The 25624-nt window shown below is 55.9% G+C and carries 31 protein-coding genes; 1 reads left to right on the top strand and 30 read right to left on the bottom strand.

Translation table 11 applies throughout. From position 1 onward, the window contains the following. Positions 1-389: 389 nt before the first annotated feature. The 30 genes from AC1RNA_RS08855 to AC1RNA_RS08710 all read right to left on the bottom strand — a co-directional run bounded on the left by AC1RNA_RS08855 (position 390) and on the right by AC1RNA_RS08710 (position 24578). Positions 390-1610: a phage major capsid protein gene (locus AC1RNA_RS08855; RefSeq protein WP_492950854.1), complete on the bottom strand. Its 1221-nt coding sequence runs from the start codon at positions 1608-1610 to the stop codon at positions 390-392. A 39-nt stretch (positions 1611-1649) separates the two neighbouring features. Then, positions 1650-2765 carry a S49 family peptidase gene (locus AC1RNA_RS08850; RefSeq protein WP_492950853.1) on the bottom strand — a complete coding sequence of 372 codons (1116 nt, stop codon included), beginning with the start codon at positions 2763-2765 and terminating at the stop codon, positions 1650-1652. Between the two features lie 62 nt (positions 2766-2827). Further along, positions 2828-4108 (bottom strand): phage portal protein, encoded by a 1281-nt coding sequence (locus AC1RNA_RS08845; RefSeq protein ID WP_492950852.1) that lies wholly within the window; start codon positions 4106-4108, stop codon positions 2828-2830. Positions 4109-4129: 21 nt separating this feature from the next. After that, positions 4130-6025, bottom strand: a complete 1896-nt coding sequence (locus tag AC1RNA_RS08840) for a terminase large subunit (RefSeq protein ID WP_492950851.1) — start codon at positions 6023-6025, stop codon at positions 4130-4132. Continuing rightward, on the bottom strand, positions 5994-6368 hold the full coding sequence (locus AC1RNA_RS08835) for a hypothetical protein (RefSeq protein WP_492950850.1): 375 nt from the start codon (positions 6366-6368) through the stop codon (positions 5994-5996). Before AC1RNA_RS08835 ends, AC1RNA_RS08840 begins: the two co-directional genes overlap by 32 nt. 465 nt (positions 6369-6833) lie before the next feature. Then, on the bottom strand, positions 6834-6995 hold the full coding sequence (locus AC1RNA_RS08830) for a hypothetical protein (protein ID WP_492950849.1): 162 nt from the start codon (positions 6993-6995) through the stop codon (positions 6834-6836). Between the two features lie 356 nt (positions 6996-7351). Continuing rightward, positions 7352-8011 (bottom strand): hypothetical protein, encoded by a 660-nt coding sequence (locus AC1RNA_RS08825; protein WP_492950848.1) that lies wholly within the window; start codon positions 8009-8011, stop codon positions 7352-7354. A 181-nt stretch (positions 8012-8192) separates the two neighbouring features. Then, a complete protein-coding gene (locus AC1RNA_RS08820) occupies positions 8193-8777 on the bottom strand; it encodes a VRR-NUC domain-containing protein (RefSeq protein ID WP_492950847.1) in 585 nt (194 codons plus the stop codon). Positions 8778-8995: 218 nt separating this feature from the next. Next, positions 8996-11209 (bottom strand): bifunctional DNA primase/polymerase, encoded by a 2214-nt coding sequence (locus tag AC1RNA_RS08815; RefSeq protein ID WP_492950846.1) that lies wholly within the window; start codon positions 11207-11209, stop codon positions 8996-8998. Further along, positions 11209-11409: a DUF6511 domain-containing protein gene (locus AC1RNA_RS08810; RefSeq protein WP_492950845.1), complete on the bottom strand. Its 201-nt coding sequence runs from the start codon at positions 11407-11409 to the stop codon at positions 11209-11211. Before AC1RNA_RS08810 ends, AC1RNA_RS08815 begins: the two co-directional genes overlap by 1 nt. Before the next feature lie 775 nt (positions 11410-12184). Then, on the bottom strand, positions 12185-12427 hold the full coding sequence (locus AC1RNA_RS08805) for a DUF7220 family protein (protein ID WP_492950844.1): 243 nt from the start codon (positions 12425-12427) through the stop codon (positions 12185-12187). Positions 12428-12483: 56 nt separating this feature from the next. Next, positions 12484-14154, bottom strand: a complete 1671-nt coding sequence (locus AC1RNA_RS08800) for a DEAD/DEAH box helicase (protein ID WP_492950843.1) — start codon at positions 14152-14154, stop codon at positions 12484-12486. Next, positions 14141-14656 carry an RNA polymerase sigma factor gene (locus AC1RNA_RS08795; RefSeq protein ID WP_492950842.1) on the bottom strand — a complete coding sequence of 172 codons (516 nt, stop codon included), beginning with the start codon at positions 14654-14656 and terminating at the stop codon, positions 14141-14143. The genes AC1RNA_RS08800 and AC1RNA_RS08795 overlap by 14 nt, the downstream gene beginning before the upstream one ends. Then, on the bottom strand, positions 14653-15171 hold the full coding sequence (locus AC1RNA_RS08790; protein ID WP_492950841.1) for a metallophosphoesterase family protein: 519 nt from the start codon (positions 15169-15171) through the stop codon (positions 14653-14655). Before AC1RNA_RS08790 ends, AC1RNA_RS08795 begins: the two co-directional genes overlap by 4 nt. Further along, a complete protein-coding gene (locus tag AC1RNA_RS08785) occupies positions 15168-16043 on the bottom strand; it encodes an oxidoreductase (protein ID WP_492950840.1) in 876 nt (291 codons plus the stop codon). Before AC1RNA_RS08785 ends, AC1RNA_RS08790 begins: the two co-directional genes overlap by 4 nt. 98 nt (positions 16044-16141) lie before the next feature. After that, positions 16142-16357: a hypothetical protein gene (locus AC1RNA_RS08780; protein WP_492950839.1), complete on the bottom strand. Its 216-nt coding sequence runs from the start codon at positions 16355-16357 to the stop codon at positions 16142-16144. 291 nt (positions 16358-16648) lie between these two features. Continuing rightward, entirely contained in the window at positions 16649-17704 is a 1056-nt protein-coding gene (gene dnaN / locus AC1RNA_RS08775) for a DNA polymerase III subunit beta (protein ID WP_492950838.1), read from the bottom strand. A gap of 2 nt (positions 17705-17706) precedes the next feature. Then, a complete protein-coding gene (locus AC1RNA_RS08770; protein ID WP_492950837.1) occupies positions 17707-18288 on the bottom strand; it encodes an HNH endonuclease signature motif containing protein in 582 nt (193 codons plus the stop codon). Positions 18289-18596: 308 nt separating this feature from the next. Further along, on the bottom strand, positions 18597-18800 hold the full coding sequence (locus tag AC1RNA_RS08765) for a hypothetical protein (RefSeq protein WP_492950836.1): 204 nt from the start codon (positions 18798-18800) through the stop codon (positions 18597-18599). A gap of 256 nt (positions 18801-19056) precedes the next feature. Next, positions 19057-19233 (bottom strand): hypothetical protein, encoded by a 177-nt coding sequence (locus tag AC1RNA_RS08760; RefSeq protein WP_492950835.1) that lies wholly within the window; start codon positions 19231-19233, stop codon positions 19057-19059. Continuing rightward, complete coding sequence (locus AC1RNA_RS08755) at positions 19233-19814, bottom strand: HNH endonuclease (RefSeq protein ID WP_081602583.1); 582 nt, start codon at positions 19812-19814, stop codon at positions 19233-19235. The genes AC1RNA_RS08760 and AC1RNA_RS08755 overlap by 1 nt, the downstream gene beginning before the upstream one ends. A 65-nt stretch (positions 19815-19879) precedes the next feature. Next, a complete protein-coding gene (locus AC1RNA_RS08750; protein WP_492950834.1) occupies positions 19880-20473 on the bottom strand; it encodes a DUF669 domain-containing protein in 594 nt (197 codons plus the stop codon). Positions 20474-20547: 74 nt separating this feature from the next. Next, positions 20548-20739 carry a hypothetical protein gene (locus AC1RNA_RS08745; RefSeq protein WP_492950833.1) on the bottom strand — a complete coding sequence of 64 codons (192 nt, stop codon included), beginning with the start codon at positions 20737-20739 and terminating at the stop codon, positions 20548-20550. Positions 20740-20827: 88 nt separating this feature from the next. Beyond that, positions 20828-21625, bottom strand: coding sequence for an ATP-binding protein (locus AC1RNA_RS08740; protein ID WP_492950832.1), 798 nt, complete (start codon positions 21623-21625; stop codon positions 20828-20830). A 145-nt stretch (positions 21626-21770) separates the two neighbouring features. Further along, entirely contained in the window at positions 21771-22013 is a 243-nt protein-coding gene (locus tag AC1RNA_RS08735) for a hypothetical protein (protein ID WP_492950831.1), read from the bottom strand. A 136-nt stretch (positions 22014-22149) separates the two neighbouring features. Then, positions 22150-22422 carry a hypothetical protein gene (locus AC1RNA_RS08730; protein ID WP_492950830.1) on the bottom strand — a complete coding sequence of 91 codons (273 nt, stop codon included), beginning with the start codon at positions 22420-22422 and terminating at the stop codon, positions 22150-22152. Then, positions 22422-22844 carry a DUF7448 domain-containing protein gene (locus AC1RNA_RS08725; RefSeq protein WP_492950829.1) on the bottom strand — a complete coding sequence of 141 codons (423 nt, stop codon included), beginning with the start codon at positions 22842-22844 and terminating at the stop codon, positions 22422-22424. Before AC1RNA_RS08725 ends, AC1RNA_RS08730 begins: the two co-directional genes overlap by 1 nt. Beyond that, complete coding sequence (locus tag AC1RNA_RS08720) at positions 22844-23695, bottom strand: hypothetical protein (RefSeq protein ID WP_492950828.1); 852 nt, start codon at positions 23693-23695, stop codon at positions 22844-22846. Before AC1RNA_RS08720 ends, AC1RNA_RS08725 begins: the two co-directional genes overlap by 1 nt. Before the next feature lie 13 nt (positions 23696-23708). Further along, on the bottom strand, positions 23709-23981 hold the full coding sequence (locus tag AC1RNA_RS08715; protein ID WP_492950827.1) for a hypothetical protein: 273 nt from the start codon (positions 23979-23981) through the stop codon (positions 23709-23711). 18 nt (positions 23982-23999) lie between these two features. Next, the gene (locus tag AC1RNA_RS08710) at positions 24000-24578 is read right to left on the bottom strand and encodes a hypothetical protein (protein WP_492950826.1); all 579 of its coding nucleotides are present in this window, start codon (positions 24576-24578) and stop codon (positions 24000-24002) included. 166 nt (positions 24579-24744) lie between these two features. On the opposite strand from AC1RNA_RS08710, the gene AC1RNA_RS08705 reads away from it, so the two are divergent. Beyond that, positions 24745-25449, top strand: a complete 705-nt coding sequence (locus AC1RNA_RS08705) for a LexA family transcriptional regulator (protein ID WP_492950825.1) — start codon at positions 24745-24747, stop codon at positions 25447-25449. Positions 25450-25624: the final 175 nt, after the last annotated feature.

Here is a 25624-nt window from a genome sequence, read left to right as displayed (position 1 = left end):
GCCCACGGGCAGAGTTTGTATCCGTTGTTGATGGCGAGGACTCTGACTTGCCTTCCGGTTCCATCGCGTCGTCCCCTGACGACGGACAGGTCAACGTCTTTTGCGCTTGGTCCACCCGCGATAATGACAGCGGTGCATCCGCGCCAGTCAGGGAACCAGTCTGGTCTGGCGGAAAAGGGATATTGTCATTCGCCGGCGCCGCCTCCTGTTTCTCGAGGGGCAGAACTTCGATCGCATAACCAAGGGCAATCAATTCCCTACCGACGCTATCTTCAACATCACTAACGCTGCCTCGCGGCAACCCAGTAGTAGTTTTAAGAGCGCGAATTTTCATAGAAGTCCTTGGCAAATGTGGACGGTGGGCACCGAAGCGCCCACCGTCTTATTTATTAGGCGGCGGTCGTCATGGTGGCGACGTCGCCGTAAACGAAGCTCTCGGGGCGATATACCGCCAAGGCAATGCGCTCTTCCACTCGGATGGTGCACATGTTCTTCTCAAAGTCGTCCGAGTTTTCGGTCGACAGAAGAACCTCAACACCCATGCGATCGAACACCTGCGCACCGAGATTGAACGCGCCCGTCAGGAACTCGCCGGCGGTCATCGCCTGCGACTCCACAACCGGGAGATTCCAGAGCGACGGGCCGATCGGAGACGCGGCGTTGCCAACGATATAGCGACCCTGAGTATCCTTAGTCAGTTCGATGCGCGCCCAATCAACCGGATTAAGAACGAAGGCCGACGCCGGATAATTCGCCAGGATAACCTGCAACAGGGCGAGGCGAAGGCGATCGATAGCCTGTTCGTCGGCCGCGTTGAATGACGGCGCATAAGCAGAAGCCTGCGGCACAATACCGTTCAGGTTCTGACCAGTGCCGTTGCCGGTCAGAAGCTGAGTTTCCTCAACGAACTTCAGGCCGTAGGTGCCGCGGGCATTGATGTAGCTCGCCAAACCAGGCGCATCATCAAGGATCTGACGTGACGCCTTGAAGATATGTGCGATCGTGCGAACCGGCGCAGATGCCATATTGAACGTGATGTCAGACTTTGGCTTGGTCTGACCTTCCGTCACAGGGCGAGCGTTGTTGGTGAAGCCCGTTTCCTTGACGTATTCAACATTGCTCGACGCGGTCTGACCCGGCGCGATCAAGTCGCGAATGGTCAGCTTGCGCTGCGGAGGCGTGATAATGCCGGGAACGCGAGCGCCTGGAACAAGCGACGTACCAGCAGAGCGGCCAGCGCCAACAGTGGTGTCGGCCGACGTAATATCAGCACGCTCGACACCGACTCGAATGGCGCCGCGCCAACCGCCGGCCATATCAGTAGCCTTGAACTGCTCAGACGCAATCAGGTGGTCGCCAAGGTCCATGCCAACCGCATGTTCGACAGCATTTTGCTCACGTGCAGCGCGCTTCTCGAGTTCGCTAACACGGGTGACAACTTCACCAAGCGAGGAAAGCGCCTTGTCGGTCTTTTCCTTCAGATCGGCCGAAACTTCACCGCTGGCCTTGAGCTTTTCGGTGAAATCAGCGCCAAGATTGCCAACCTGCTCCTTAATGGAGGCGAGCGAAGTACCAAGTTCGCCGATTTTCTCGGCAAGAACGTCAGACATTAAAATAATCCTTAGAAAGTTTTGGGGGAAATGCGCCCGTTAGGCGCCGAAGGTCTTGGCTTCAGCCAAAACACGCTCAATCGCGGCCAAGGCCGCCTTACCGCCGTCGTCAGGCTCCCCCTGACCATCTTTGAGGTAGAGCCGCGCGGCGCGCTCAGCCTCTGCATTCGAACAGCCAACAAGACCCTTGATGCCGTTCTCAAATTCTCTTTTGGTGATTGGTTCGCCGGCGCGAATCTTTGCAGCCATCAACGTGGCCGCTTCTGCGCGTGAGGCATTGGCAATCTTGATTTTCTTTACGGCATCCGGCGTCGTATCTGCGCCGAGCCGAGCCAGCGTCTCTTGCAATGTGCCAACAGAGTCGGCCATGCCACGCTTTACAAGCTCTTCGGCGCCAAACACGCGGCCATGTCCGAAGTTATCTTCAACAAACGAAGAAGAGACACCGCGCCCCTGTGCTACGCCGTCAACGAACGCCTGGTAGGAGCGATCAACGCCAGACTGAATTTGCTTTTTTGCTGCATCAGAGAGTGGCTCAGTCTCGTTGCCTTCAACTTTGTACTTGCCTGCGCTGATATAAGTGAGCTTGACGCCCTCATTCTTCAGCATCTCTGAAATATCTTCGTGCACCGTATAAACGCCGATCGAACCGGCACGCCCAGAAGGCGTCACTACGATTTCATCGGCTGCAGATGCGATCCAATAGGCCGCAGATGCCGCTAGGGCGTTCACCTGTGCGATAATCTTCTTGTCGCCACCACGTAGCGCCAAAATCTCTGACACAAGCTCCTGAGCGCCAGGAACGGCACCGCCCGGGCTATCAATGTCCAGAACTACGTGCGCAACTTCATCGCTTGCCAACGCCGCGGCGATCTGCTGACCCAAAAGCTGGTAGGACATGCCGCCGGAAATCTCAGACATGAGGTTCATGCGTTGAGCGAGCACGCCGTAAACCGGGATCACGGCAACGGCGCTACCTGTCGCCGCCTGATTTTTAGGTTCTCGCTTCGATCCAACCCGCGCGGCGACCTCTTCTGCCGAATATTCACCGCCGCTTGCCTTGAACTCGATGAACCGGCAAAGCGCATCCAGCTTTTCCGGCTGCATTGCCCAAGGTTCGGCCGCAAAAGCCGACAGAACATGCCGATAATTCATTTATTTCCCTGCGCGGTACTTTCACCGCTTAGTGCAGCGCGTCCGCTGCGTAACGCCGCGTGCTACGCGGCTTTCTTCGGCGCTGCAGGCACCGGCTTCTCGTTGGTATTCGCGGCGGGCGGCACAACCGGTGCCTCTCCCAACTTATCCAGCCTCGTCATCGCCCCATTGACGATTGCATTGTCGCCGCCCTTGATCGGAGGCTTATTCTCGTAGGCGCGGGCCTCGTTCTTCGTATAAATGCCGCTATCAGACATCTTCGTGAGGAAATTCGCGCGCGCAACGCTGTCGCCCTCGAGGAATTTGTCGAAATTGAATTTTATCGTGCGTGTCTTGCGCTGCGCCGGCGTGAGCAAATCTCTGTAAATCGCAGCCTCTACGCGGCCAACCATCGGCAACAGGCAGGTTTTGTAGAATTGCAGGATAAGTTGCTCAATTCCGCTGCCCCAAGTCGTCGTCCCGTTAGCGGCATGGCCAATCATGACTGGCGGGACACCGAAAATACGGCAAATCTGTTCAACGCTGTACTGCCGCGACTCCAACATCTGCGCGTCGACAGGATTGATCGACATTGGATAAGGCTTGAAACCAGCCTCAAGGACCGTTACGCCGCCAGCTTTGTCAGCGCCAGCAAACTGCGTTAGCGTATCCGCGATCTGTTTCCGCTGCGTCGCCTGCAAAATCTGTTCTGAACTAACGATCAAGGACGACATCAGGCCGTTCTTGAACATCTTTCCAGCGGTTTTCTCCCCAGACATCGCGTTGCCTAGAACGTTCCGCTCCATACCGATTGGCGATAGTCCGCGGTCGCACCCAGGGATTAACTGCCCGCGGACATGGAACATGTCCTTTTCTTCGATTCTGCGGATACCAACATTCTTCGTCTTGTCGTGAACGTCAGTGTACTCGTAGTAACGAGCATACGTTTTTGGATCGCGCTTAACTTGCACGCTAAGAGGGTGAAGTGGATTTAACGCAACAACCCTCGTGCCTGATCGCTTAATCTCTGCAAAGAAGTTCCCGTCTAGACACAGGCAGAACGCGACCATCGTCCAAAACTCGGGCGCGGTATCGTCCAAGTTCGGCAGATCGTGCAAAAGACCATACAGTTCATCATCTTTTGCCGGCGTAACACCGTCTTCACCATAAACGACGCAGGGCAGCGTCCCGGCCGCATTGCCGATCAGATTTATGCAGGCCCATACAGCATCAAGTTGAAGCGCCTTATCGTATGTGACGACTTCACCAGAAGTTGTAGACGCGCCAAAAAAGCCGCGCCAAAAAGGCTCGCTGGATGAATTCAGATCGATCGGCTTCCCGATCCAGTTATTCCACCAAGCCAAAGGCTATTACCGCCGGTTCTCTTACCATGTTACGACAACCATGTTGTCGACGAAGTCTTGGACGTTTGATGAATCGCCAGCCCCATCAACTGCCGCGCCAACCGCCATGCAAAGCGCGATCGCTGCGTCGATACGTCGGTGAGACTTGTCCTTGACCAGATACTTATTGCCAAGCACGTCTGGAACGCTGAACGTCGCCGCCATCAACGCGGTCATCAGGACCGGACTACTGCGTAATCGTATCCGCCCGTCAATAATCAGGGATTCCAATTCCCTGATTGATCCAGGCATCCACAAACCACCAGGCTCAGGCAATCCATCGGATTTTGCCTGCTCAACCAGTTCTTCGCTTGGGTTCTTACGTCGATAACCGCCTTGCGGGTGATCCCTGTAAGTCAACTCCAAGCCAAGCTTGCCGCACTCTTCTTTGAATTCAGCGAATGCGTAATTGTCGTAAGCAACGGCCTTGATATCGAACTTCTTGGCCGCCTGTAGTACATCATACGCGACGTAATCGTATCTAATGCGTTCGCCTGGTATGGCGTGAAGGTACTTATCCTTCACCCACTGCAGATAAGGTGCCTTATCCTCGTCCGCTCTCTGCTTGAGAGTATCAGCCGGCGTAAACGGCTCAACCCACGCATCGAACGTGGGCGCCATGAATACGCTGCCGTCAGGCCGCTTAACCTCTTTGTGACCAGTCGGCGCGACATACGCTACCGCGGTCATATCCTTGTGGGACGAAAGATCGATCCCAAGAAAAACCGGCTTACCTTCGTGCACCGCGATATCGAAATCCGTCATAACGGACTCGACAGTCTTGCGAGGCATCCAGGCCGTATGAGCGTCAGTCCAAACGCAGAAATACAGACGCAGAACGCCAGGCGCATCGCTCGGGAAGTTCTTCGCGAACGCAACCTGCGACGCGATGTATTCCTTAGTGACCGTAACACCCAACAGTGGATTAGTTTTAATCCAGCAGGACGGATCCTCTAGGGGGTCGTCATCCTTGTCGAGCGCGCAAACGTAAGAGAAATATTCGTCTGAGCCTTCCCACGTTTCGCCGACGTACTCGTAAACTTCGTCTGGCGTCTGGGTGCCCGCGGCAACTGCGCAGGCCATCTCATGTTCTTTCCAACACACCGACAGCCGATCGCTGCCAGAGTTGGTAATCATCACCAGTAGCGGTTGCCGGCGGAACTTAAAGCCCGCCTCCAGCATACGCATAATCTCTGGGCCGGGATGTTCGTGCACCTCGTCGCAAAGTGCGAAATGAGGACGCAACCCAGAACCAGTCTTGCCGGCCTCTCGAGACATGGGCCGGAAGAACGACTGCGATTTGTGGTGCGCGATATTAAATTCACGCGCAAACCCACCGCTAAACTTCAGCCGCTTGTCTAGTTCTGGCGATTGCCGAACCATCTTGCAGGCGTCGCGAAAAAGAATCCCCGCCTGATCTTTCGTCGCCGCGGCGCTGTATATCTGGGCGCCGGCCTCGCCATCAGCGGTCAGTCCGTAAAGACCAATCCCGCCAACCAACGGCGACTTACCGCAACCCTTGCCGGCCTCAATATACGCGCGGCGAAATCTGCGAGTGCCGTCAGGACGCTTCCAGCCGAACAATGATCCGAGAATGAACTCCTGCATCGGCTGCAGGACGAACGGCGCATTCTCAAACTGTCCTTCGCTTAGCTTTAGCTTCTCTTCGAAGAACCGAAATACCCGATTTGCCGCAGCATCGTCCCAATGCAATCCACGCTTGGAAGCGCTGGCCAGATCGTTGAAGTGACGACGGCAAGCATTTCTGACGTGTGGGCCAGCAACGATAACGCCATCTAAAACTGCCCTTGCGTAAGCTGAAACCCGGTCTAGCGCTGGTGTCGCCTCAGTCGAGGATGTCGTCGTTGTCCTCGTCATCGTCTGGAAGGCTCACCTTGCTTGCATCAGACGGCGTTGCGCCCATTTGACCAAGGCATTGTCGAAGGAGATTAAGGCTCTGCACCCCGCATTCCTCGCCCGACGTCAGCCGCGCTCTAATAATTGTTGCGATCTCGACCAGGCCGCGGTGCGAAGCCGTCAGCCATGGAATCTCGCGCTGGAAAATCTTCCACGTCGCTCGCTGCTCGCCACCCATCCACTCTGGCGGGTCACCAAGTTCGCCGGCCGATGCAGGTTCTTTGCGGTTTTTGAAGCGCTGCGGGTTCTTTTTGTCCCGCGCCTCGATAGCAGCTTTGGCGCGAGGAATTCGCGGCTTAGCCACTAATGGACCTCAACATTTGAATGGTGGATGCGTGTAAAACTGGGGGCCGCCGGTCCTTCATGGAAAAGACCATAGACTTTTGATACACCCCTACCTAACTAACTGAATTCATTGATGTATTTAGATAGGCCAACCATCGGCATCGAAGCGAACAACAGTCTGGCCTAAGTCTTCGCGCTGGCCTTCGCTATCGTGGTGCGGCTTGCACAGTGACTCGAACGGCCCCGACCAGAACTTGTCTACATCGCCCTTGTGCCCACCATCTGCATGGTGAACCACCGTAGCCACCTCGACTATGCCCATTGCCAGGCATCGTTCGCACAGTGGCTGCAGCGTCAGTTGGGCTTCCCTCGTCCTGTGCCACCGCGCCGTCTTGTATAGCTTGCGGTACTCGGCGGCTTCGGCAGAACGTGGGTCTGTCATAGCGTCCTGGGTAACTACCTATCCAGCGCCCCGCTATATCGGTCACACGCCAACTGCGCCTTCTATGTCCACATCAGGCACAAACACCAAGCGCCAGCCAGCAACCTCCAACGCCTCAACGATATCTTCTGCTGCCTCGTCAGGATCGTCATGGTCCCACAACTCAGCCGCGATAATCTCAACAGGCTTGCGAGCGTGGGTCACTGGGCACCGTGCAATAAGGAACCGCAACCGAAGCCGCGGTGTGCCACGCGCCGTAGCGCAATGTCGGGCAAGAAGACCAGAGACGCCGACTACCGCCTCACGCTCTGGTTGCAGCTGTATGGATACAGCTGCGCATTAGAGCCGCGGCACGAGGCCGCGGTGGGCCGCCAGTAAACCAGCGGCGGGGAATTGATGACGGGCGAATCGTGCTGAACGGCCAATGTCTGACGGTCTAAGAGCGGCCGAAGCCTGGCGATCTGCATGCCGACGTGACGTAGCCCGTCGAGAGGAATTACCCTCCTATACTCTTGTAAAATTGTGACATGCAACGAAATCAATATGTTACAGGATACGGACTAAGCAGCGTAATCCAAATATGCGCCGTCTCGCATCCAACGGATGATGCTCCAATCGATGTATGTTTCAATCCGTGGAGACATCGGCTGCTTAACAGCATGAGCTATTTCCTCGGTGGTGGAATCTGCGCTGGCTAAATCAAGCAGCCGGCAACACACGTTTCCGAGCCTTCGTCTTGCATCGATGCAATCAATAGCGCGGTTTGCCTCATCATCCGCACTAGATTCAGCTTGATACAGTTCAACGCCGTTAGCCTTATATTGGCCAGGGCCGGGCGCAGATCTGCCCCGATCGTTCTGGTGGGGGATATCAAACCTCTCGTCCGAAGGGCGCCAAGGCTTGCCATCGGCCTGTAGTTTAATTGTTAGTTTGGCCGACTGCGTCGTCATCAGGTTGTCAAACCTGCGTTCCTGCGTGTCGCCGGCGTCCAAATCGTCTGGCTCTATGTAGTTATCATTCGCAACGCAAACGGCTGGCATGGCGTTAAATGCTCGCCAATCCATCATGGCGCTAATCATGTGATTGCCGCCATCCTCATATTGGAGGCGTTCGGCTTGCGGCCAATGGCTGCTACGGTATGGGCGAGGATTCCCCCGTCGCTGGGTAGTGGCGTGAGCGATGATGGTGGCGCGGTGGTCTGTGGGGGTGCGGATGGTCACTGCGACAATTCCCCAAACCTAACAAATCCAGTTGGTTCTGCCCGCTCAACCGAATACAACCGATTGCCGCTTGCATCGTATAAGCCGCTGAAGCGCTCTACCGGCTCTTGGCTCATGACGGTGCATGACGGGACGTGGACGCGCCACTCGTCCTCCCAAGATGATTTGGTGCGGTAAGTTTTCACGAGCACAAGCTCCTCGTATGTTTCCAGTCTGCATCCGGGTCGTTGTCGTTATCCGCGATACCAAGCCACCAGCGCACCAAGCGCACCGATTGCTCAGCCGCGTTGGCCTCGCTGGTGGCCTTAACGACAGCCTGCATGGTGAACCCGAGACGTGACAACAGCGCGCCCCTGTCTCGCTGCTCTGGTGACAGGCGCCCTTTCTCTGCCTTGTATTCGATAAGCCCAAGGCGACCACCTTCGAGGTACAGGCGCAAGTCATGTTCACCTGCCACCAGCCCCGTTGCTTTTGCGATCGCCGCGTTCTGCCGGCCTCGCCTACCAGCCGCCATGTCTGCCGCCAGCGTGAACCGCTTGCCGAACTCTGGCATGGCGCGCAGCGCGCGGACCGCAGCAGCCTGGATGCGCCACTCTGGCACGGTCGCGACCAGCGTGGTTACCTTCGTGCCGTTCTTGAGCGTGGTGGTTTTGGTCCGCATGAAATCAAATACGGCGCAGAACCGGATTCTCATGTGGGTGGAGAAAATAAAAAACGGGATGGCGGATTGTGGCTGCTTTATGTCGGTGTAGTGCGGCCACCCCACACCGTAAATTTAGAGTCCACTCGCACTACACACCCCACCCCACACACCCCACCCCCTAAAGGGGGATGGGGTAGTGAGGGGTGTGTAGTAAGGTGTCAGCCAGAGGAAATACCACACCAACCCCACACCATGAGTTTGCGGTGGGGGTAACAGAAAAGCCACAATTGGAGGGCTGCGGATAAAGAAAAACCCGGCGCGATTGTCCGGGTTTTTTGTAGCTAAGCTGCATCGTCCCACACCGGGACTAGACACTTCCGCTTCATGAATTTTTCGTCTGGGCGCATTTCAGATGTAAAGTGTCCATCTCGCTCCCACTTTTTCAAAAGCGCCTTTACCCGTTTTTTATCTCCCTTGTTGTCCACATCCATGTTCAGCACATCAGCAACCACGCGCCCAGCCCATTGTTTGGCCTGCTCGCTATCGCGGTAGTCACCGCTGCCGATGCGCTTTTTAATCGCTTCCAGCGCTTCCGCGGACACGCTTTCTGCCGCATCGTCGACGCTTGGCCACTTCCACTCCACCACCACGGGCGCGAAGTCCTGCGGCTTTGTAAGCCCGCGGCCATTGCCTAAAGGCACGCCCTCGAGATGGCGCCAATCCAGTTTCTGCGACATCGGCGCAAGGTTGGCTTTGCCGTGGTTGATGCTGAAATACCCGAACCTGTCGTTCGCCGGGACGGCAGCCTCTTCCGCCTGACTGACGGTCATGCGGTTTAGGACTCTTACACTCCTGGCTGCACCGATCAGCGACACGGCGCCGCGTGCGTCCTCCACCGTAGCCTCCCTATCCGCCAGCTTGCGCAGGTGGTGAACGATATCGATCGCGCAGTTGGTGTGGTCCGCGATTTGCGCCCACAACTTGGCAACCTTATCGATCGCGCCGTTGTCGTTCTCATTCACTTGATGGGTTGAGACGAACGGATCGACAATCATCACATCGATCTTGTGCTTCTGGATCTGTTCGACGACGGCTTCCACCACCGGCTGCACAATGCGAACGCCTGATTTCTTGTCCTCAACCGCAATGACAAGCTCCTGCTCGCGGCCGGTGTCGAGAAACAAGCCTTCGGTGTCAGCCGGCGCAAGTTTGTACCGGATGCATGCCGCCATAATGCGGCGGTCCAGCTCGTCGCGCGGATCCTCCGAGTTGAAGAACCAGCATCGAAGCCGTTCTGGCGGTTTGGTTCCGGCGAGAGGCTTTCCAGATACCATGGCCAACGCTTCCACAATGCTGTTAGCCGTCTTACCCAATCCGCCAGGCGCTACCGTCACCGACACGTACTTGCGGATATAATGGGTGCCGAACGCGAACTCGCGGCGCGGTAGCGTTTTGGGGTTCTGCCATTTGAATGCGGTGGCGAGGATGGCCGGTTTGCCGATGTCGACCGCCGATGTCGTGTCCGAAATTTGTGTAGGTTTTTCTGACGTTTCGGCCGTTTCTGTCGATTTTTCTGCCGGTTCTTTTGCCTGGTTTTTGGTCGCCGGCTGGCGCTCCTTCGCCTTGCGCAGCCCGTTCTCGATCATCTTGGTAATGTCTACGAGGCGCGTGTTGTCGTTGTCGTGCTCTGTGCTGGGGATTTCCCGCGGCGACCGCATACCAGCCGCCAGCCCATTCTCGATCGTCTTGACGCAGCGCGCCCAGTCCCGGCCCCATCCGCGGGCAACGTCCTGCAGCAAGGCCCGTGCCTCGGATTCGGGCAGCGCGCCGGCACCGACAAATGTGCCGAGTGCGAATGAACAGTCGTTTAGCTTGTTATTGCGATTGCCCATGCCTGTAGCGGCAAGATCGGCCAACTCACGATCTACCGCAGCGTTCACGTATGCGCTGTTAGTGACGTGGCCGGACGGTGCGGTGGCGTTTGTTGTCGATGGCTTGCGGACGACAAGATCAAGAAGCCAATCAGGCGCCGGTTGTGGTTGTAGATCGTTGTCCCACTCGTAACGCCCGCCGGCTGCAGTGACACTACCGGGCGCTATGACGTACCCGCCATCACCACGAACGTCGACGCCTTCGCCAAGATTGCCACGGTTGCGCACGCCAGGCACATGCGTGAAATAAAAATGCTTCCCGCCAGACGCCGTAGTTGCAGACAGTGTTGCTGGCAACTCTCCGTACTCAGCTTCCATCTGCTCGAGAGTTAGGTGTCCGTTATGGCGCGGATCGATATCCAGAACCCACGCGCCGATGCGCTCACCGGTCGGAACGCCAACCATCGCGTCCGGCCAGTCGCGCCACCAGCGATCGACTATGTGCCGAAACTTGGTGGCGGCTTTGAAGCCGTTGCTCGTGTATGGCGTCTTAACCTTAAGGACTTCAACTTCGCCCGTTTCCGGGTCGTGGTTGTTCGTCGTCTCGTCAGCATGCCTGCATGGAAAGATTGGCCAAGAGCGGTCTGCAATATAGGTAAGAGCCAGTTCGAGTGGGGTCATCATCACCACGGCACCTCGCGCGACACAATCTCTCGCATGCCATCCGCATACGCCTGCAGCACAACGCCGAGAAAATGATTCCACTCGTGCTGCTCTAGTTCGGCCAAGTCTGTCTTTCCGATGCTGTCCAGATACGCGCCTGCGGCATTGCCGCCTTCTTCCAATGCTTGCCGCTCGAAGCGTTCGATTTCCTTGCGTGGCATGTGATGAAACCTCTTAACTTGGTCGATTGGCAATTCGAGACATTCCTTGCACTCCCACTTAACTGGCGCGCGTTCGTGTGGCGCGTAGCCAATGTTTGCGTGCCGGCGTTTGCAGATTGCGCAGATTCCGATGAGGTCGGTGGATGGGGCTGTCATGCTGCACCAGCTTGCGCAGGAGCGTTGTCATTTGCTGCAGGCGTGTAGTCGCGCCAGTCGAACCATTGAATTTGAGGGCGGCCCTCATGGCGCCTGTCCCAAACGAACCACGCGTGGCAAACCGCGCTACCTGCCTTTGGTCCGGTCCATCCGTCGCGATGCATCATCGGTAAACGACGAGACGAGACGTGGACACGAGCCAATGGGGTCGTTTCTAACCACGGCTTACGGGCGCAACCCTCAAGGAACGCCAGCCTCAACAACATCGCCACATAAGGCGCGCGCTGTAGGGCTGCATCAACGAACTCGCGAGCCAACCTGAACGGCGGATTGGTGATGATAGCGTCGGCCCTTTGAGCGTGGCAGTTTAGGAAGTCAACGCCGCCCCGCCCGAAACCGCGGTCAACAAGGTCAGTTACAATGGGACGATAACCCGCATCCTCCAGTGGGATAGCGATTGCTCCATCCCCACACGCCGGCTCCCATATAATGGAGTCGACAGGTGGCAACCACTTCCCTTCAACCGCTAATAAAGAGTCCACGGCTACGCGCGGCGTAGCGTAGAAGTCGTCGCCGCGATCTGCATGGCTGTGCGAGCCAACGCCTGCCACCATGGCCATCACCTCAACACCCCGCACACCCTCAACGTTTCAAACAACCGCCGCAGCGCATAGCTCCGCACCAGCGACACAACCGTAAACAGCGCACCGATAGCAGCGTGGCTGCCGGCACCGATATGGATTCCAAACAATGGGAAGATGACTACTTGCGCCGCTATTGCTACGCAGTAGCCGATTGCGATGTTGGCTAGACTTTCGACTAAACTGGCGTGTCGGGATTGTTTTCTTGCGGTGTTATTCATGCTGTGCATCCACTATGGGAATTGCACGCTTTACCTCGGCCAGTGGCCGCACATAGTTAGAACGGCACTTCGCCCGTCCACTCCTCACCCGCCGCCATCAGCGGCTTCCAGTTGTCGTTGGCTGCGGTTGGCACAGCAGCTTGCGCAGCGGTGCCGGCACGCCAGCCCAACACGTCATGATACTTTCCATTTGGACGCAATTGTATTTCAGCTGTGGTTCGCAGTTCGTCGGCTCTATCAAGAAACTCAGCAACCGTTTTGGGAAACGGTTGCTGCCCCCCATGTTGCACCCAGTAGCGTTGCGCCTTCGCTCCTGCGTAACCTGGATGCTGCGGGCAGAGCCATTCGTTTACCGCCGTAAGGCCAACCATATATGTCGTCTTCACACTCGGCGGCTTACCCGGTTTCGGCGGGTGCTCGCGGAAATGCCTACCCGTCACCGCGTGCCAAACAGGCGGAGCGGTGCTTAGTACCGGAGTAATATCAGCCTGCGCAGCGTGTTTCGGTTCTTCGCTGGGCGGAAACTCGTGGCCGCAGTCTGGGCACACCTTCGCCGACGCATGCACCAGAGACTCGCATTCGGGACATTGCTTGACGGGGGCCTCTCCTTCTCCTTTGCCCGGTTCTTTCACGCGGATTGCATCGATAGGCCCGTGCTTGCGGACGCAACCGGCGAAATCAAGAATAAGACAGTTCTCCTTGCCGGGAGCATTACGCAAACCGCGGCCGATCATTTGAACGTACAGGCTCGCGGACAAGGTAGGACGGCAGAGCGCCAAAAGGTCGACGCCTGGATGATTAAATCCGGTAGTCAATACGCTGTTATTGGTAACGGCGCGGATGCGCCCAGCCTTAAAGTCGGCCAAAATGCGATCACGCTCAGCGGTTGGTGTTTCGCCTGCTACCGTCTCGCACGTTATGCCGCGCGATCGGATTTCATCGCGCATGTGGTAGGCATGTTCAACACCAGCGCAGAACAGCAGCCACGCCTTGCGGTTGGCGCCATACTTCACAACCTCATCAATCGCCGAGCGCGTGACAGCTCCCTTGTCGACCGCAGCCTGCAGCTTGCCCTGGTTGTAGTCGCCGCCAACCTTACCGACGCCGTCGAGGTCGTATCCGGTAGCCATCCCCTTCGATACAGGGCGGCACAGATAGCCTTCGTCGATCAGTTCGCCTACTGGTTTCTCAAATGCGATGTCGTCGAACATCGCACCATCGCCGTCCGTCAGCATACCTTCACCAAGCCGGAACGGCGTAGCAGTCAGGCCAGCAATGCGCATGTCAGGATTGATTGCGCGCAACCCCGCGAACAGTTTGCCGTATTGCGTTTCTGATTTACGAGGTACCAGGTGCGCCTCATCGACCAAAACCAAGTCAATATGGCCGATGCGCGCCGTCTTGTTAGCGATCGTCTGCACGCCGCCAAAGATGATTTGCGCGTGCGCGTCAGACTGCCCAAGCCCCGCTGAATATAAGCCAGCCGGAGCGAAAGGCCAGATGCCAAGTAGTTCTTTGTAGTTTTGCGTGAGCAGCTCCCGGACGTGCGTAACGTTCAAAATGCGCATGTCTGGATATTGATCGAGCAGTTCACGCATCAACGTGGCGATAACCAGACTTTTTCCGGCGCCCGTCGGTAGCACAAGCAACGGCGAACCGCCGTCTTTATCCCAGTAGGAATAAAGCGCGTCCAATGCCGCCCGCTGATAGTCTCTAAGCTGCAGCATTATTCTTGTGCTCGTTATTTGACGTATCATTATCATTGGCTGCTCGCAGCATCGCGCGTCCTTTATCTAATTTCCAACGCGGCGCGTGCTTGTCGTTGCAGAACTCAGCTATCTCTAGGCGCGAATACCCAAGGCCGGCGAGCGCGACAGGTAGAGAAAACTCGTCTGGTATCGATGCCAGTTCGTCCTCCAGTATCAAGCGCGCGTCTTGGGTCGGTTGAACCGTTAGGCTCTGATGCGATGGTGTATTTTGTTCCGCACGCTTACGACGTTCGTGAGCCGTGCTTCGCGCAATGAAGTTCAACCACGTTGGGAAGTGTCCATCCCTCCGATAAGACGCCCACCTTGTAAGCGCACTACACGCCGACTCCTGATAGACGTCTTCCGCATCCGCTGGAGAGAGCGCCTTGCACCGACCACGTAGGAACGGCTCATATTGCAGCAGAAGGTCGTCGAACCACTGGGGTCTGGGTGTGTTGTCGTTGGCTGGGGCCGGTGTCATGCTGCGGCCTGCTGCGTGCGGACCAACAATTCGTCGAGATGCACCGGAGCATATCCAGTCTGCTCCACGCAGATATTGATGTGTCGATCAGTCGGCGCCGACTGCTGATGAATGTGCCCATGAACATTGAACGCCACCTTGCGCATCTGGTCGAGCGCAAGAGGAATATGTGTGCAAACAAAATTGTATTCTTTGAAGATGCGCCATAGGGTCACCTTCCTGAAATACTCAAGAAGCCGATAGTCCTTAACTTCGTCATGGTTACCTAGGATGAGGCGCTTTGATCCCTTTAGGCGGGCCATAATCTCAGGCAGCCGATCTTTCCCGAACGACACGTCGCCAAGATGGTATACACGATCGCCGTCTTTCACGCGCTCATTCCACTTGGCAATCATATGCTCGTCCATTTCCTCGACACTAGAGAACTGGCGAATATTTTTTCCATCATCGTCCAGGAATCCAAGAAAGTTGGCGTGGCTAAAGTGAGTGTCAGAAATAAACCAAATGTTCTTCACGCCACCTTCTCCTTCTTCTCATTATCGTTCGCGGCGCCATCAACCCACGCTTTGCCGTTAGCCAAGCGGTACGTCACAGTGCCAGCGTCTTCGTCGCAATCCGCTTGCTCGCCAGGTACCAGCGCAGGCAGGTACAGGTGACTACCGCATCCGGTGCCCTGCTCCTCGACCGACAACGGCTTGTGCCATTTGCCGCAGCTCCACGACCCACCAACCTCCGGGCTGCTGTACAAACAAGTGCGACAATTACGGCGGGGCCAGTCGCCCTCGTGACACACGCCGCGGTGTTTGCACCACCCGCACTTAAACGCCATCTTGTGATTGGGGTCTTCGTGCAACTTGGCCGGGGGCTCATTCGCGTTGATAATCCCTTGCGCCCGCGCCAGCATGCGCAAGACGTAAGGCAAGTCTAACTCCATGCGCTCGACGTACAGTTCGTCGTTATCCTTGCAAACTGCCAAATAGATCCCGCGCGTTCTGTTGCGCACGTACATGTACGTCTGGAGCTGACAAAAGTGATCTGGCTTCGCGGCCTTGACATTCAACTTCTTAAGCGCGGTGAAGCTCTTAAGGTTGTGCGACTTCATTTCTCCGACGTGCCAGGTTTTCGGCGCTTCTGGCAGTCCGAGGATTTCGGAGTCCAGATACCCGCGCACATGGCCGTCGCATGCCTCCACCATGATTTGCCGACCGTTGTCGTCCCGGTCGACAACCTCGCACCCAATGCGGCGCAGATTCTCGATCCATCTGCTTTCCTCTATGTTGCCGGTTTCAAACAGTCGTAGCGTGCGGCCCTGAATGTGCTCGTGCGGCGTGGTCCAGCGCAGATTATACCAGAGGTTTCTCGCGCATTCGTCGGCCAGCGTGCTCACGGAGATGGAGCGTCCATCCAGTGGCACGTTGTCGTTTTCATACGCGGCGTAGATTGCGCGTATGGTGGGTGGAATTGGTTGAGGAAGGGGTGCCACTGCTATGCCTGCTCCACTTCATGCCCAAGATGCCGCAAGATGCGCTCATAGACGTCGCCTTGATCGTAATGCGAGCCGCCGAAACAATGCGCGCTTGGCTCAAGGTCAAGGGACAACGCGCCGTCTACATAAACACGCGCACCTTCAGCCAACGACATTCCGCAAGTTTCGCAGTTGTCGTAGGTGTCAGACAGCCATTCGATTTTGATGGTGCTCATGTAAACATCTCCAACGTGTCGGGACATCGCACCGGACAACTCGGGTCTTCGGTGTATGCGGAGCAATGGGGCTCGCCATTTTGCCAAGACCATTCCTTTGGTTGGCTGTGGAAGGATGCGCCAAGTATGGCGCAACCGTCACAGTCAGGATTCCCACCAGTATCCTCGTAGTATTTACGGAAAGCTGCATCCCTAGCGCAGTGTGCGCACCATCCCTCTTGGAATATCATCCCTTCCGTGCCGTTAGCCGGCCTGTACGGGTATCCATCTTCCGGTGGCCACGCCATGCCACTACGCCCTCATCGGCATGCACAGCGCCAACACCTCGCCAGTGCCGCGGAAGATTGCAGGAGTCTGACCGTCAGCCAGTGCGATGGTTATTTCATCGCCAGGCACCGCGGCGAGTACGTCCTGCATGTACAAACTGTTGAACCCAATCTCGATCGGCTCGCCGTTGTACGATGCCGGCACATCTTCATGCGCGGTGCCATCGTCCGACCGCATATCGATCGCGATGTTGTCTCCTGCAATGCCGAATTTAGCGGCCTTGCCACGTTCATTAGCAACCGCAGATACGCGCGCAATAGACTTCGACAATTCGTCGCGGCTTACGGTGACGACGTTGTCGTTAGCAGCCGGGATGACGCGACCGTAATCGGGGAACGTCCCGTCAATCAGCTTCGACACGATGATGGTGTCAGCCGTGGCAAGGCGGATTTTGTTCTTCGACAGGCCAACGTCGATAACGCCGTGCGGAATAAGACCAACCGTCTTGGATGGGATGATGACGCCTAGGATGGGCGCAACATCGGGGCGAGGTAGACTGTTATGCGCCAGCCTGTGCCCGTCCGTGGCTACAGCTCGCAGCATTTCGTTGGTTTCGTGCAGATACACACCGTTTAAGTAGATTCTAGTTTGTTCATTTGAGATTGCGAATTTTACTGGAGCAATCAATCCTGCAAAATCAATCGAAAACTCGACATCGAACACGCCACCATCGAGGCGTGGGTAATCGAAGGCTGGCAAGGTGGGCAGAGTGAACCGACTGCGCCCAGACTTAACGATGAGTTTGTCATCCTTGATTGCTAGACTGACGGTGTCTCCAGTCACGCGCTTGGAAATATCGGCAAGACGTCGCGCATCAACAGTTGTTTCACCACCATCTCCATCGTAGGTGAGACTGGACGAAATTTCGATATCGAGATCATTTCCGACAACTGTTAGGCTACCGTCCGCTGCCGAAAGCAGAACATTCCCAAGTATCGGAATCGTCTGCCTATGCTCAATCACCTTCCCAACGGACGAAAGCGCCTTAGCTAGGTCAGTGCGACTTACGGTAATATTCATCGTTAGACAGCCTTTGCTTGGGGTGAATTGTCGTTAGCCGGATTCCCGTGATTGGTGTGGAATCCGAATTCTTTCTCGGCCCGCGCGCGCGCCGCAATGGCATCTGCCTTGTCGTGATACGTGCCTAAGTGATATGGAACGCCATGCGCTTTGATACTGGCCTTCCATGTGCCGCGATGGGAAACCCACGAGACACCAATCCTGCCGCTAGTGTTGTCATCCGGCAGCGAGATGTTGCGCGCGTTCTCGCCAACATTCACTTCTCTTAAGTTGGCGAGCCGGTTGTCGGTTCTGTCATGATTGATGTGGTCGACTTGTTCCGGCCAATATCCGTATTGGTGAAGCCAGATCACGCGATGGACCAAAAGAACGTTCTTAGCTAGGTTTATGTATTTGTAGCCGTTCTTCAGGATGGCCGTGCCAGCTTCTTTCCCGCAAAACCTCTTATGCCAAGTTAGGAACGATTGGCTCCGCGCGAATTCAGACTCTGGCTGCGGCAGCCATGTGAGTAGCCCGGTTTCGACGTCATACGCCAAACGGCTTCTCACATATTCCTGCGTAATGCTGGACTTCGGTAGTTTCATTGCGAGACGTGCGTAAGGCTGCGCGCCAGATCGGCGCGTGAGATGGTGAGCATGGTGGTGTTCCTATAAAGTTGCGATAACTAACCGACCTGCGTCAGTCAGCCGCCAGTAAGGTCTGTCGTAAGTTACGAGTCCGAGCCTCTTGCATTTCTGGCGCGCCCTATTCTCATCCTGAGAAGTTTGCGGGCCAATCTCTTGCGGTGTAGCTGCGCCTTCCCACGACAGTAGAAGGCGCAGAAACTTGATATCGCCGTCCACTAGGCGCGTTTTCTTTGTTGCGGCGCAGGCTCGCTGCAATCCTTCACCCATCAATGCACCCACTCCTTGTCGCGTTCATAGATTTCGGCGTCGATACGCTCGTCTTCCATCCACTTTTTAAGGTTGGTTCCGGTCACTGACGACCACCACCACTTATTGTAGATTGCCATCTGTTCCGGCGTTGCTTCTTCATGCATTGCCCACGTCCAGTCGCGAGGGTGGAGGCTGTAGTCGTGCGGTGCTGCTGCAGTCATCAATGCACCGCATGTTCAGGACGGTAGTTCTGCGTCTCTCGCCAGTGGGTCGGTGCGCCGCCTGGATTATCTTCATTCCATGTGATCGAACCGTCTGGTGTTACCCACATTCCAACTTTACCCGGGAACAGCCCGTTACGCTGAATGTGGCCCCACTGTAGCGGCCAAATCTCCTGTGGCTTGCCATCCTCCATCCACGTCAGGTCAATAACTCGACCGTCACGCGGCGCGCTTTCCATGGTCTGCCATGCACACATCAATGCACCGTCCGTTTGTGCTTTGCCTTGTAAATCTCGTCCCCGCTCCACGTCTCAATGCGCGTGATGTCGGGAAACGCTTGCCCCAGAAGTTCAGCTTGCTCCGTGCTGTAAAGCGCAAGAGCAATCCATTTCTCCTGGCCGTCGCGCGTGATGTAGACGTGATCAATGTTCATCAAATCAGTAATCCTTTACTGCGAGCGAACACTTCCGGCATCTTGTCTGACTTTGAAAGGTTGCAAGCCACACATAGAAATTGGAGGTTTGATTTGTCGTTTACCCCTCCCTTAGCCAACGGAATGACGTGATCTAGATGCCTTTTTGAATGTGCCCTGATGCTTGTTGAACAATAGACGCATCTGTATTTCTGCGACTTCAGTATATCGTTCAGTTCGTCTGCCGTGTATGTGCCGGCTTTCTCCCTCGCCCTACGTCGCGCGTCTTTCGCTATCTTTCTTAGTGGATTTTGCTTTCGATACTTCGCCTCAGTCTCGCGCACCTTGTCGCCACGCCTTCTACGATAATCGCGCGCTCTGGCCGCATGGACACCTGGGTTATTTGCCCTGAATTCAGCTTTCTTTCCGCGATGGTACGACGGATTTTCTGCTCTAAACTTTCCGTTGGTCTCGCTGCGGCACTCAACGCAAAACCTGGACACTGTGTAGTGCGGAGATAGATGACCATTCACACATTCAACTCCGGTGAAGTATCTATCGACGCCTAACTCCCGTGCTTCAGCCGCCGTTGTTGGAAGCATTCCCCATTTCAGGCCACGGGCGTTTTTCAACGGTCCGTGGCCATCCTTGTCCGCGCTCATTATAATTAGGCGCTCTTTCGTCCCCACGGCCGGCTCTTACCGCCCGCAGATGCAGCCGCACCGCCGTTGCCAGTCGTGCGCGCGTCACCGCTTGCAGGCCGGTTGTCGTTGGCGGGTTTGGGCGGAGCTGCAGTAGGCGTCGTGATGCCGATCTCGGGCATATCGTCGGAGTCGGGGAAGTACAGCTTGCGGATTTCAACGCGAGCCGGATACTTCGGAGAACCGTCCGCGTTCTTATCCTTAGACGGTTTACCGAGCCCGACCTTCGCGGTGAAGCCAATGAAGTGCAGGGCGTCGGAATCTTCAATCTCCGACAGACCAACAGCGCGGCACAGACTGGCAAGCTCTTTTTGTCCCAGCTCTTGACTCACCGCGTTGGGGTTTTCCAGATTGATGCCGCCAAAAATCTGACGGCCCTTGAATTCTTCCGGCTCGATCACGCCGTATACAAGGTTGAGACGGGTACCGTCGCCCTTCTTCGTCGGGACAACCTCGGACTTAATTACTTCCAGACGGTAGATTCCGTCAGGCAAGTTCTCGTAATCACGCTGAGTGGTGTCCACCGAAGTGGCGTCGAATTTATTACCAAGTTGTGCCATGTAATTCCCGTGGTGCGGGTTGCTCCTTTGGAGCGGTGCACTCGGCTAAAGGGCCGATCGTGCTGGTAGAGAGGCTAGTCAGTCCACCTGGTGGCATCGAATGTGTCTCGGCTACCGCGCTGGTAGGCTTCATCAGTAATTTCTTCGCTGGCAGTTGCGATTGCCACGGCTGCCAAGTCATCCCAAATGCGGGCGAGAGGCTGGTTGATTAGCTCGGCGCGCTTCGCCTCCATAGCCGCGGCAACTCGTTTGGTAATGGTTGTCATGACGACTCCAATAGTCCACGCATGGCGAAGCCTAGCGAGAAACAGGATAGGGAAATCGCAAAGATCTACAGCCAGAACAAAAATTCTGTCACGCTGCCTCCCCGTTCACATGCGGGAAGTATTTCGCCAGTTCGGTATAGCCCTTCCCCTTGACGTACTTGATGGAGTCCGGCGTCGGGAAGCGCGACTTAGCAACGAAGCCAGCGTTCTCGGCCAGGTGGATGATGCGTTCCTTGCCTTCGCCGTGGGTGTGCGACTTCGGATTCTTCGGGTCCGCCTTAACCAGCGTGACGCGATAATTGACGAAGGCTACCAAGTCGCTCTTCTCACGAATGAGCGCGGCCCCGCGCTTGTGCAGCTTTATTTCATACCTCGAATATGGATCCGAAATCGGCGAGTTGAATGTCACGATGCCGGGGTGGGCGAGCAAGACGACAGTCATGCCAGCCTCAACCAAGTCGTTGAGTGCGTCGATTAACTCGTTCCATTCGACATCAGCTTCGCGATATCCGCGGCCATAGGCGGCAACAGAACCGGCGCTGCTATCGTCGATCGACGTTGCACCAATGCGGGCGCAAGTGCGCTTCCAGATCAGCGGCTCGAGTCCATCAAGACTATCAATAATTACGGTCTTGAATTCGTGCTCAGTGGAAAGAAGCTCGCCGATCACTTCCCAGAGGTCGTCAATCGATGTGACTACACCCGGCGTAGGCAGATCGATATCTGACGGCGCGCGTTCGCCAGCAGTGGAAATGTAAACCGGGTTCGGGAATTCCGAGGCCAGCGTGGTTTTGCCCACGCCGTCTACGCCGTAGATAGTCAAAATCGGAGGGCGCTCCTGCGCCTGCTTCTTCGTCGACTTAAGTGAACCTAATGAGATAGCCATTATATTTCCTCGATTGAGGGTAGCGCTCGGCAAAAGGGGCCAATCACGCTGTATCGCTACCGCCAGTGCAGCGGTGTAGTTGCGATTGCTACTAGCGCGAACGCTAGCAGCAGAATGTACAGTTGGCCGAGTTGGATCGTGGTGGTCACCCGAACACCCCAAGCCAAACACCAATCCCATGGATCACGCCAACCGGCGCCACGATGCAGCCGAACGCAAGCAACACCCACGCGCTGGCCTTGATGCAGACGATAACGTGGGTAATCCAGGCTGCTGCACTACCGAGCAGCAGCGCGATGATTGCGAAGAACAGAGCAACGTATCCGCCGGCAGCGGGAAGTTGCGAAGGCGCATGCGAGCGCGCGGAAGAATTGCGGATTGAGAACATTAGCTAACTCCACAGTCCATACGAGTTGAAGCTAGGCATTGAGCGAACGGTTTCCCCGTTGCCATGGAAGAAATTCCGCTGATAACAACCCACATAAGCGCGAAGGAGAGAATGAAACAAAGTAGGATGTCACGCATCACGCAGCCTCCCTTACCTGCCACTCGCCCAACTGGTCAGCCACCGCACGCAATGCTGCAGCCTGCGCCTTATGCCGTGAGCGAGCCTTGCGGCGGCGCTCGTCGTAGGACTTGCGCTCGTTCCAGTCGGCGACAGCTCGTAGGCTGGCTGCGGTTGCGCCAGAGGCGAGTGCCTGCTGGAGTGTGATAGTTGCGGGCTGCTGCGGGGCAGCAGTAGGCAACCGGCGCGGGTGAGAGGCTGCGTAAGTGGAAAGGCTGGTGATCTTGTTCATTAGTCCACCTCTGCGAATGAAACTGATTCCGAGTAATAACCGTTCGATGAGCCGTGCCAGCGGATGTCTACGCTGCCATTGATCGTGCGCAGCTTGTAGAACGTCCAGGTTTGGCTTTCATCGTCCCAGTAATAGTCATTTGGATTGGCGGCGCGTTCGGCCTCTTTCTTCGATTCCACGTCTGGAGGGTCATCGCTACTTTCGGCCTCTTCGGCCAAGAGAATTGGCGTGCCAATCAAATCTGCAAGGTCGCCGCAGATGTCGCTGATGATTACGGTCTCGCAACAGTCCTGCACATGAAAGAGCGCGAACTCCTTGCCGTCATCGCACTCGAATACGATGCGGTCATCGCCAATCTGGCGAACGTCCTTCATCGTCTTGCCGACGAGCGACGAGAATGGAGGATCATCCCAACTGGCCATCACGCCACCTTCATTTCAATGTGTTGCTCGGCAACGCGACCTGTAACGCGCTGATAGACGTCGAACTGCTTGCCGGGGTTAACCGAGGCCAGCCGCTCTGCTTCCTTGGTCGCCTCTGCTGCTGAGTGGTGAACGTGCGGCCACGATGATGGACGAGGCTGGCCGTCCTGAACGCGGGCAACGATGCAGGGCAAGGCTGGGTCGTTGGCGGGTACAGGAGTTACTAGTTCGAACTCGTCAGCGGATCGCATACGGTCGTCACCATCGTTGTCATTGAATTCAACGACATCGGGGTTGGTGCGAGTTAACGTGAATGTGTCGCCCGCCTTATACCCACCGGCAGGGTCGTCATACTTGGCGCACACCACATCACCAGCCTCGAACTTCGGCTTGGCTTCCTGCTCCACCTTGCGCTCCGCGCAATCGGGAGCACCCCATGGGGCAGGTATCGCTTCCAAATCACCAGACTTGAATGCCCAGTGCCGGCCTTCATCCATCAGCACGCCGACATTCTCGTCGTTGGCGACAGTTACCGTTCCCGTATCGCCTGCGGCGAAGCGGTGAACGTGGCGCTTAAGGCGAATGCGTGTGTCTGGGAGGAAGGTGGGAATGCGGGTGAGTTCTTTAGGGACGTAATACCACTCCTCACCCGAATTCAAACGCACCAACCACAAGTGGTCGTTGATGCCACGGGTGCCGACAATCTTACCCTCGTTCGGGTCGAACGAATAATTTCCATTCGTCTTCACCCGATCACCAACCTTCAACTCACCACCCGCCTCCACCGTCTTCCGCTTGCTCGGAAACGGCACGCAGAAATACCATTCAGTCCCAGTATCTGCGCTGCTCATGCTGTTGCCCCTCTCAATGAATGGTTGGCCGGCTCGTGCGGCCGACAGGGAATTGAATGACGTTGGATTGTTCTTCCTCGTCAGCGTCCGACAGACACGATGCCGGCCACCACTGGCGCTGCGGATTGCCGCAGTTGTCGTGATAGGTGACGAGGTATTCGTCCTCGCCGTTAACTGTGACCTTGAAGCCATCCACAATGCCGATGACTTCGGAGCCGTCGATCTCGACAATGTCGCCAATGTCGAAAGCCGTGAGCTGGTAGAGAGCAATTTCTTCGGGTGACATTCTGGGGTGGCTCCTTGGTTAGAAATGGAGAGGCGAGGTCGCTAGTGTGATTGGTCGACGCAGACTCTGCTGCGGCACCTTGTAGCGAGCCGTTTCTTCCGCGAGCGGCATCACGCAATCAGCGGAAAGCAAGAACACTGGGCGTCTCCCGTCCCCGTATTCGTTCAGCGCTCTGATGTCTGTTTCGTAGAATTTGTCTGGGTGCGCGGCCTGCAATGCGGCCAGCTCATCGTCAGCGCCAGTAGGATCGGCGCGCTCGTCATATTCCGCGATGAGGATCAGGCGGCGAACCGTACTGGCGTCAATTCCTGTCACCGCTGCTATTTCAGCCTGCGAGACACCGTCGCCCCACATATCAAGGACTTTGAACAAACGTTCATCTGAAATTGCGACCGCCGCCCTGGCCGCCTCAATCTCTGTTCTGTTCGCCTTATAAAATTTCTTTACAGAAGACAGGGAAGCGCCCAGAATTTTAGCCACTTCGTCTATGGTAAGTTCAGACACGCAGGCAAGATCTATCGCCCGTGCGGAAGTATCGCTTCCCCATCTAAACATCTGATATTCCTTGTGTTTTGGAATTCTTCCTTCCTTAATCATAGTATAGAAAAATTATAGATTCGCAACGGCAAAAGTGTAAAACTGAGAAAAATTATACACGATCTATTTTTTGGGAACCGGTTCACATTGTTTTTATTGGATAATCGGGCTTGAAAGTGTGCCATACGTTCCTTATTAGGAACCGCGTTTTGTATGGGAGGGCGATATGGACTACGGAAAGTGGCTGGACCGCGGGCTGGAAAAAGGCGAGCCAAGCGAGAAAACGATTCGTATGCAAGAACTCGCCGAACGCCTTGGCTTTAGTAACGGCACATATCTATACAAGTTTATAAATGGCGAGCGCGCGCTGTCCGCGAAGCGCATTGCAATTTGCGCTGAGTATTTCGGCGAGCCTGTGCCGTCCAACGGGAATAAGTCTACGGCAAACAAAAAGCCGGCAGCCATTCAGGCCACTCCACACGCGCCTAGTATCGGTCTAACTCGCTATCCAGTTCTTGGTGTAGTTGAGGCCGGCGCATTTCGCGAAGCTGACTTAATCAATGACGTTGAGCCTCGCATGATTGAGGCTTATCACGATGATGTCTACCCGAACGCACGGCCGATGGCGTGGGAGGTCCGCGGCGACTCCATGAATCAGATCGGCATAGTAGAAGGCATGGTTGTGCTTGGCGTGGATTTCCTGCAGGCGGGCGGCATTCTACAAAATGGCATGATCGTTGTGGTTGAACAGAACCGCGGCGGGCTTATTGAACGATCGTTGAAAGCTGTAGCAATATATAATGATAGAACTGAATTTCAGCCGCGTTCGTCTAATGCAATCCACAAGCCCATTGTTTATCGCAATGGAAATTCCTCCGAAACGGAAGTCCGCGTATTGACTCTTGTCCGCAGAGGAGAAGTTTATTTTTAGAATGAATACTGCTCATGCACAGTTGATTATTCCCAATATGCGCGACAGCACGCTTGCAAGTCGAAATTTTTTATATCAATATATTTTTGGGTGTAGAAACCCGGATCAAACCTAGGCGTGTTTGTGCGCTGAAACCCCACACCATTGTGGGAGTCGCACTCTGGCGAGTGCGTCA

It is taken from the genome of Afipia sp. GW821-FHT14H12, from assembly GCF_058803465.1.
Note: the sequence above shows the minus strand (reverse complement) of the source record. Positions and strands in the feature narration are given on the sequence as shown.

Excerpts from the sequence above, each read along its gene's own strand:
- AC1RNA_RS08750 (WP_492950834.1), bottom strand. The coding sequence starts at position 20,473 with ATGGCACAACTTGGTAATAAATTCGACGCCACTTCGGTGGACACCACT.
- AC1RNA_RS08805 (WP_492950844.1), bottom strand. The coding sequence starts at position 12,427 with ATGAATAACACCGCAAGAAAACAATCCCGACACGCCAGTTTAGTCGAA.
- AC1RNA_RS08840 (WP_492950851.1), bottom strand. The coding sequence starts at position 6,025 with ATGACGAGGACAACGACGACATCCTCGACTGAGGCGACACCAGCGCTA.
- AC1RNA_RS08735 (WP_492950831.1), bottom strand. The coding sequence starts at position 22,013 with ATGTTCTCAATCCGCAATTCTTCCGCGCGCTCGCATGCGCCTTCGCAA.
- AC1RNA_RS08815 (WP_492950846.1), bottom strand. The coding sequence starts at position 11,209 with ATGATGACCCCACTCGAACTGGCTCTTACCTATATTGCAGACCGCTCT.
- AC1RNA_RS08725 (WP_492950829.1), bottom strand. The coding sequence starts at position 22,844 with ATGGCCAGTTGGGATGATCCTCCATTCTCGTCGCTCGTCGGCAAGACG.
- AC1RNA_RS08810 (WP_492950845.1), bottom strand. The coding sequence starts at position 11,409 with ATGCCACGCAAGGAAATCGAACGCTTCGAGCGGCAAGCATTGGAAGAA.
- AC1RNA_RS08780 (WP_492950839.1), bottom strand. The coding sequence starts at position 16,357 with ATGAGCACCATCAAAATCGAATGGCTGTCTGACACCTACGACAACTGC.
- AC1RNA_RS08760 (WP_492950835.1), bottom strand. The coding sequence starts at position 19,233 with ATGAACATTGATCACGTCTACATCACGCGCGACGGCCAGGAGAAATGG.
- AC1RNA_RS08715 (WP_492950827.1), bottom strand. The coding sequence starts at position 23,981 with ATGTCACCCGAAGAAATTGCTCTCTACCAGCTCACGGCTTTCGACATT.
- AC1RNA_RS08705 (WP_492950825.1), top strand. The coding sequence starts at position 24,745 with ATGGACTACGGAAAGTGGCTGGACCGCGGGCTGGAAAAAGGCGAGCCA.
- AC1RNA_RS08855 (WP_492950854.1), bottom strand. The coding sequence starts at position 1,610 with ATGTCTGACGTTCTTGCCGAGAAAATCGGCGAACTTGGTACTTCGCTC.
- AC1RNA_RS08740 (WP_492950832.1), bottom strand. The coding sequence starts at position 21,625 with ATGGCTATCTCATTAGGTTCACTTAAGTCGACGAAGAAGCAGGCGCAG.
- AC1RNA_RS08720 (WP_492950828.1), bottom strand. The coding sequence starts at position 23,695 with ATGAGCAGCGCAGATACTGGGACTGAATGGTATTTCTGCGTGCCGTTT.
- AC1RNA_RS08770 (WP_492950837.1), bottom strand. The coding sequence starts at position 18,288 with ATGAAACTACCGAAGTCCAGCATTACGCAGGAATATGTGAGAAGCCGT.
- AC1RNA_RS08765 (WP_492950836.1), bottom strand. The coding sequence starts at position 18,800 with ATGACTGCAGCAGCACCGCACGACTACAGCCTCCACCCTCGCGACTGG.
- AC1RNA_RS08745 (WP_492950833.1), bottom strand. The coding sequence starts at position 20,739 with ATGACAACCATTACCAAACGAGTTGCCGCGGCTATGGAGGCGAAGCGC.
- dnaN (WP_492950838.1), bottom strand. The coding sequence starts at position 17,704 with ATGAATATTACCGTAAGTCGCACTGACCTAGCTAAGGCGCTTTCGTCC.
- AC1RNA_RS08755 (WP_081602583.1), bottom strand. The coding sequence starts at position 19,814 with ATGCTTCCAACAACGGCGGCTGAAGCACGGGAGTTAGGCGTCGATAGA.
- AC1RNA_RS08795 (WP_492950842.1), bottom strand. The coding sequence starts at position 14,656 with ATGACACCGGCCCCAGCCAACGACAACACACCCAGACCCCAGTGGTTC.
- AC1RNA_RS08710 (WP_492950826.1), bottom strand. The coding sequence starts at position 24,578 with ATGATTAAGGAAGGAAGAATTCCAAAACACAAGGAATATCAGATGTTT.
- AC1RNA_RS08850 (WP_492950853.1), bottom strand. The coding sequence starts at position 2,765 with ATGAATTATCGGCATGTTCTGTCGGCTTTTGCGGCCGAACCTTGGGCA.
- AC1RNA_RS08730 (WP_492950830.1), bottom strand. The coding sequence starts at position 22,422 with ATGAACAAGATCACCAGCCTTTCCACTTACGCAGCCTCTCACCCGCGC.
- AC1RNA_RS08800 (WP_492950843.1), bottom strand. The coding sequence starts at position 14,154 with ATGCTGCAGCTTAGAGACTATCAGCGGGCGGCATTGGACGCGCTTTAT.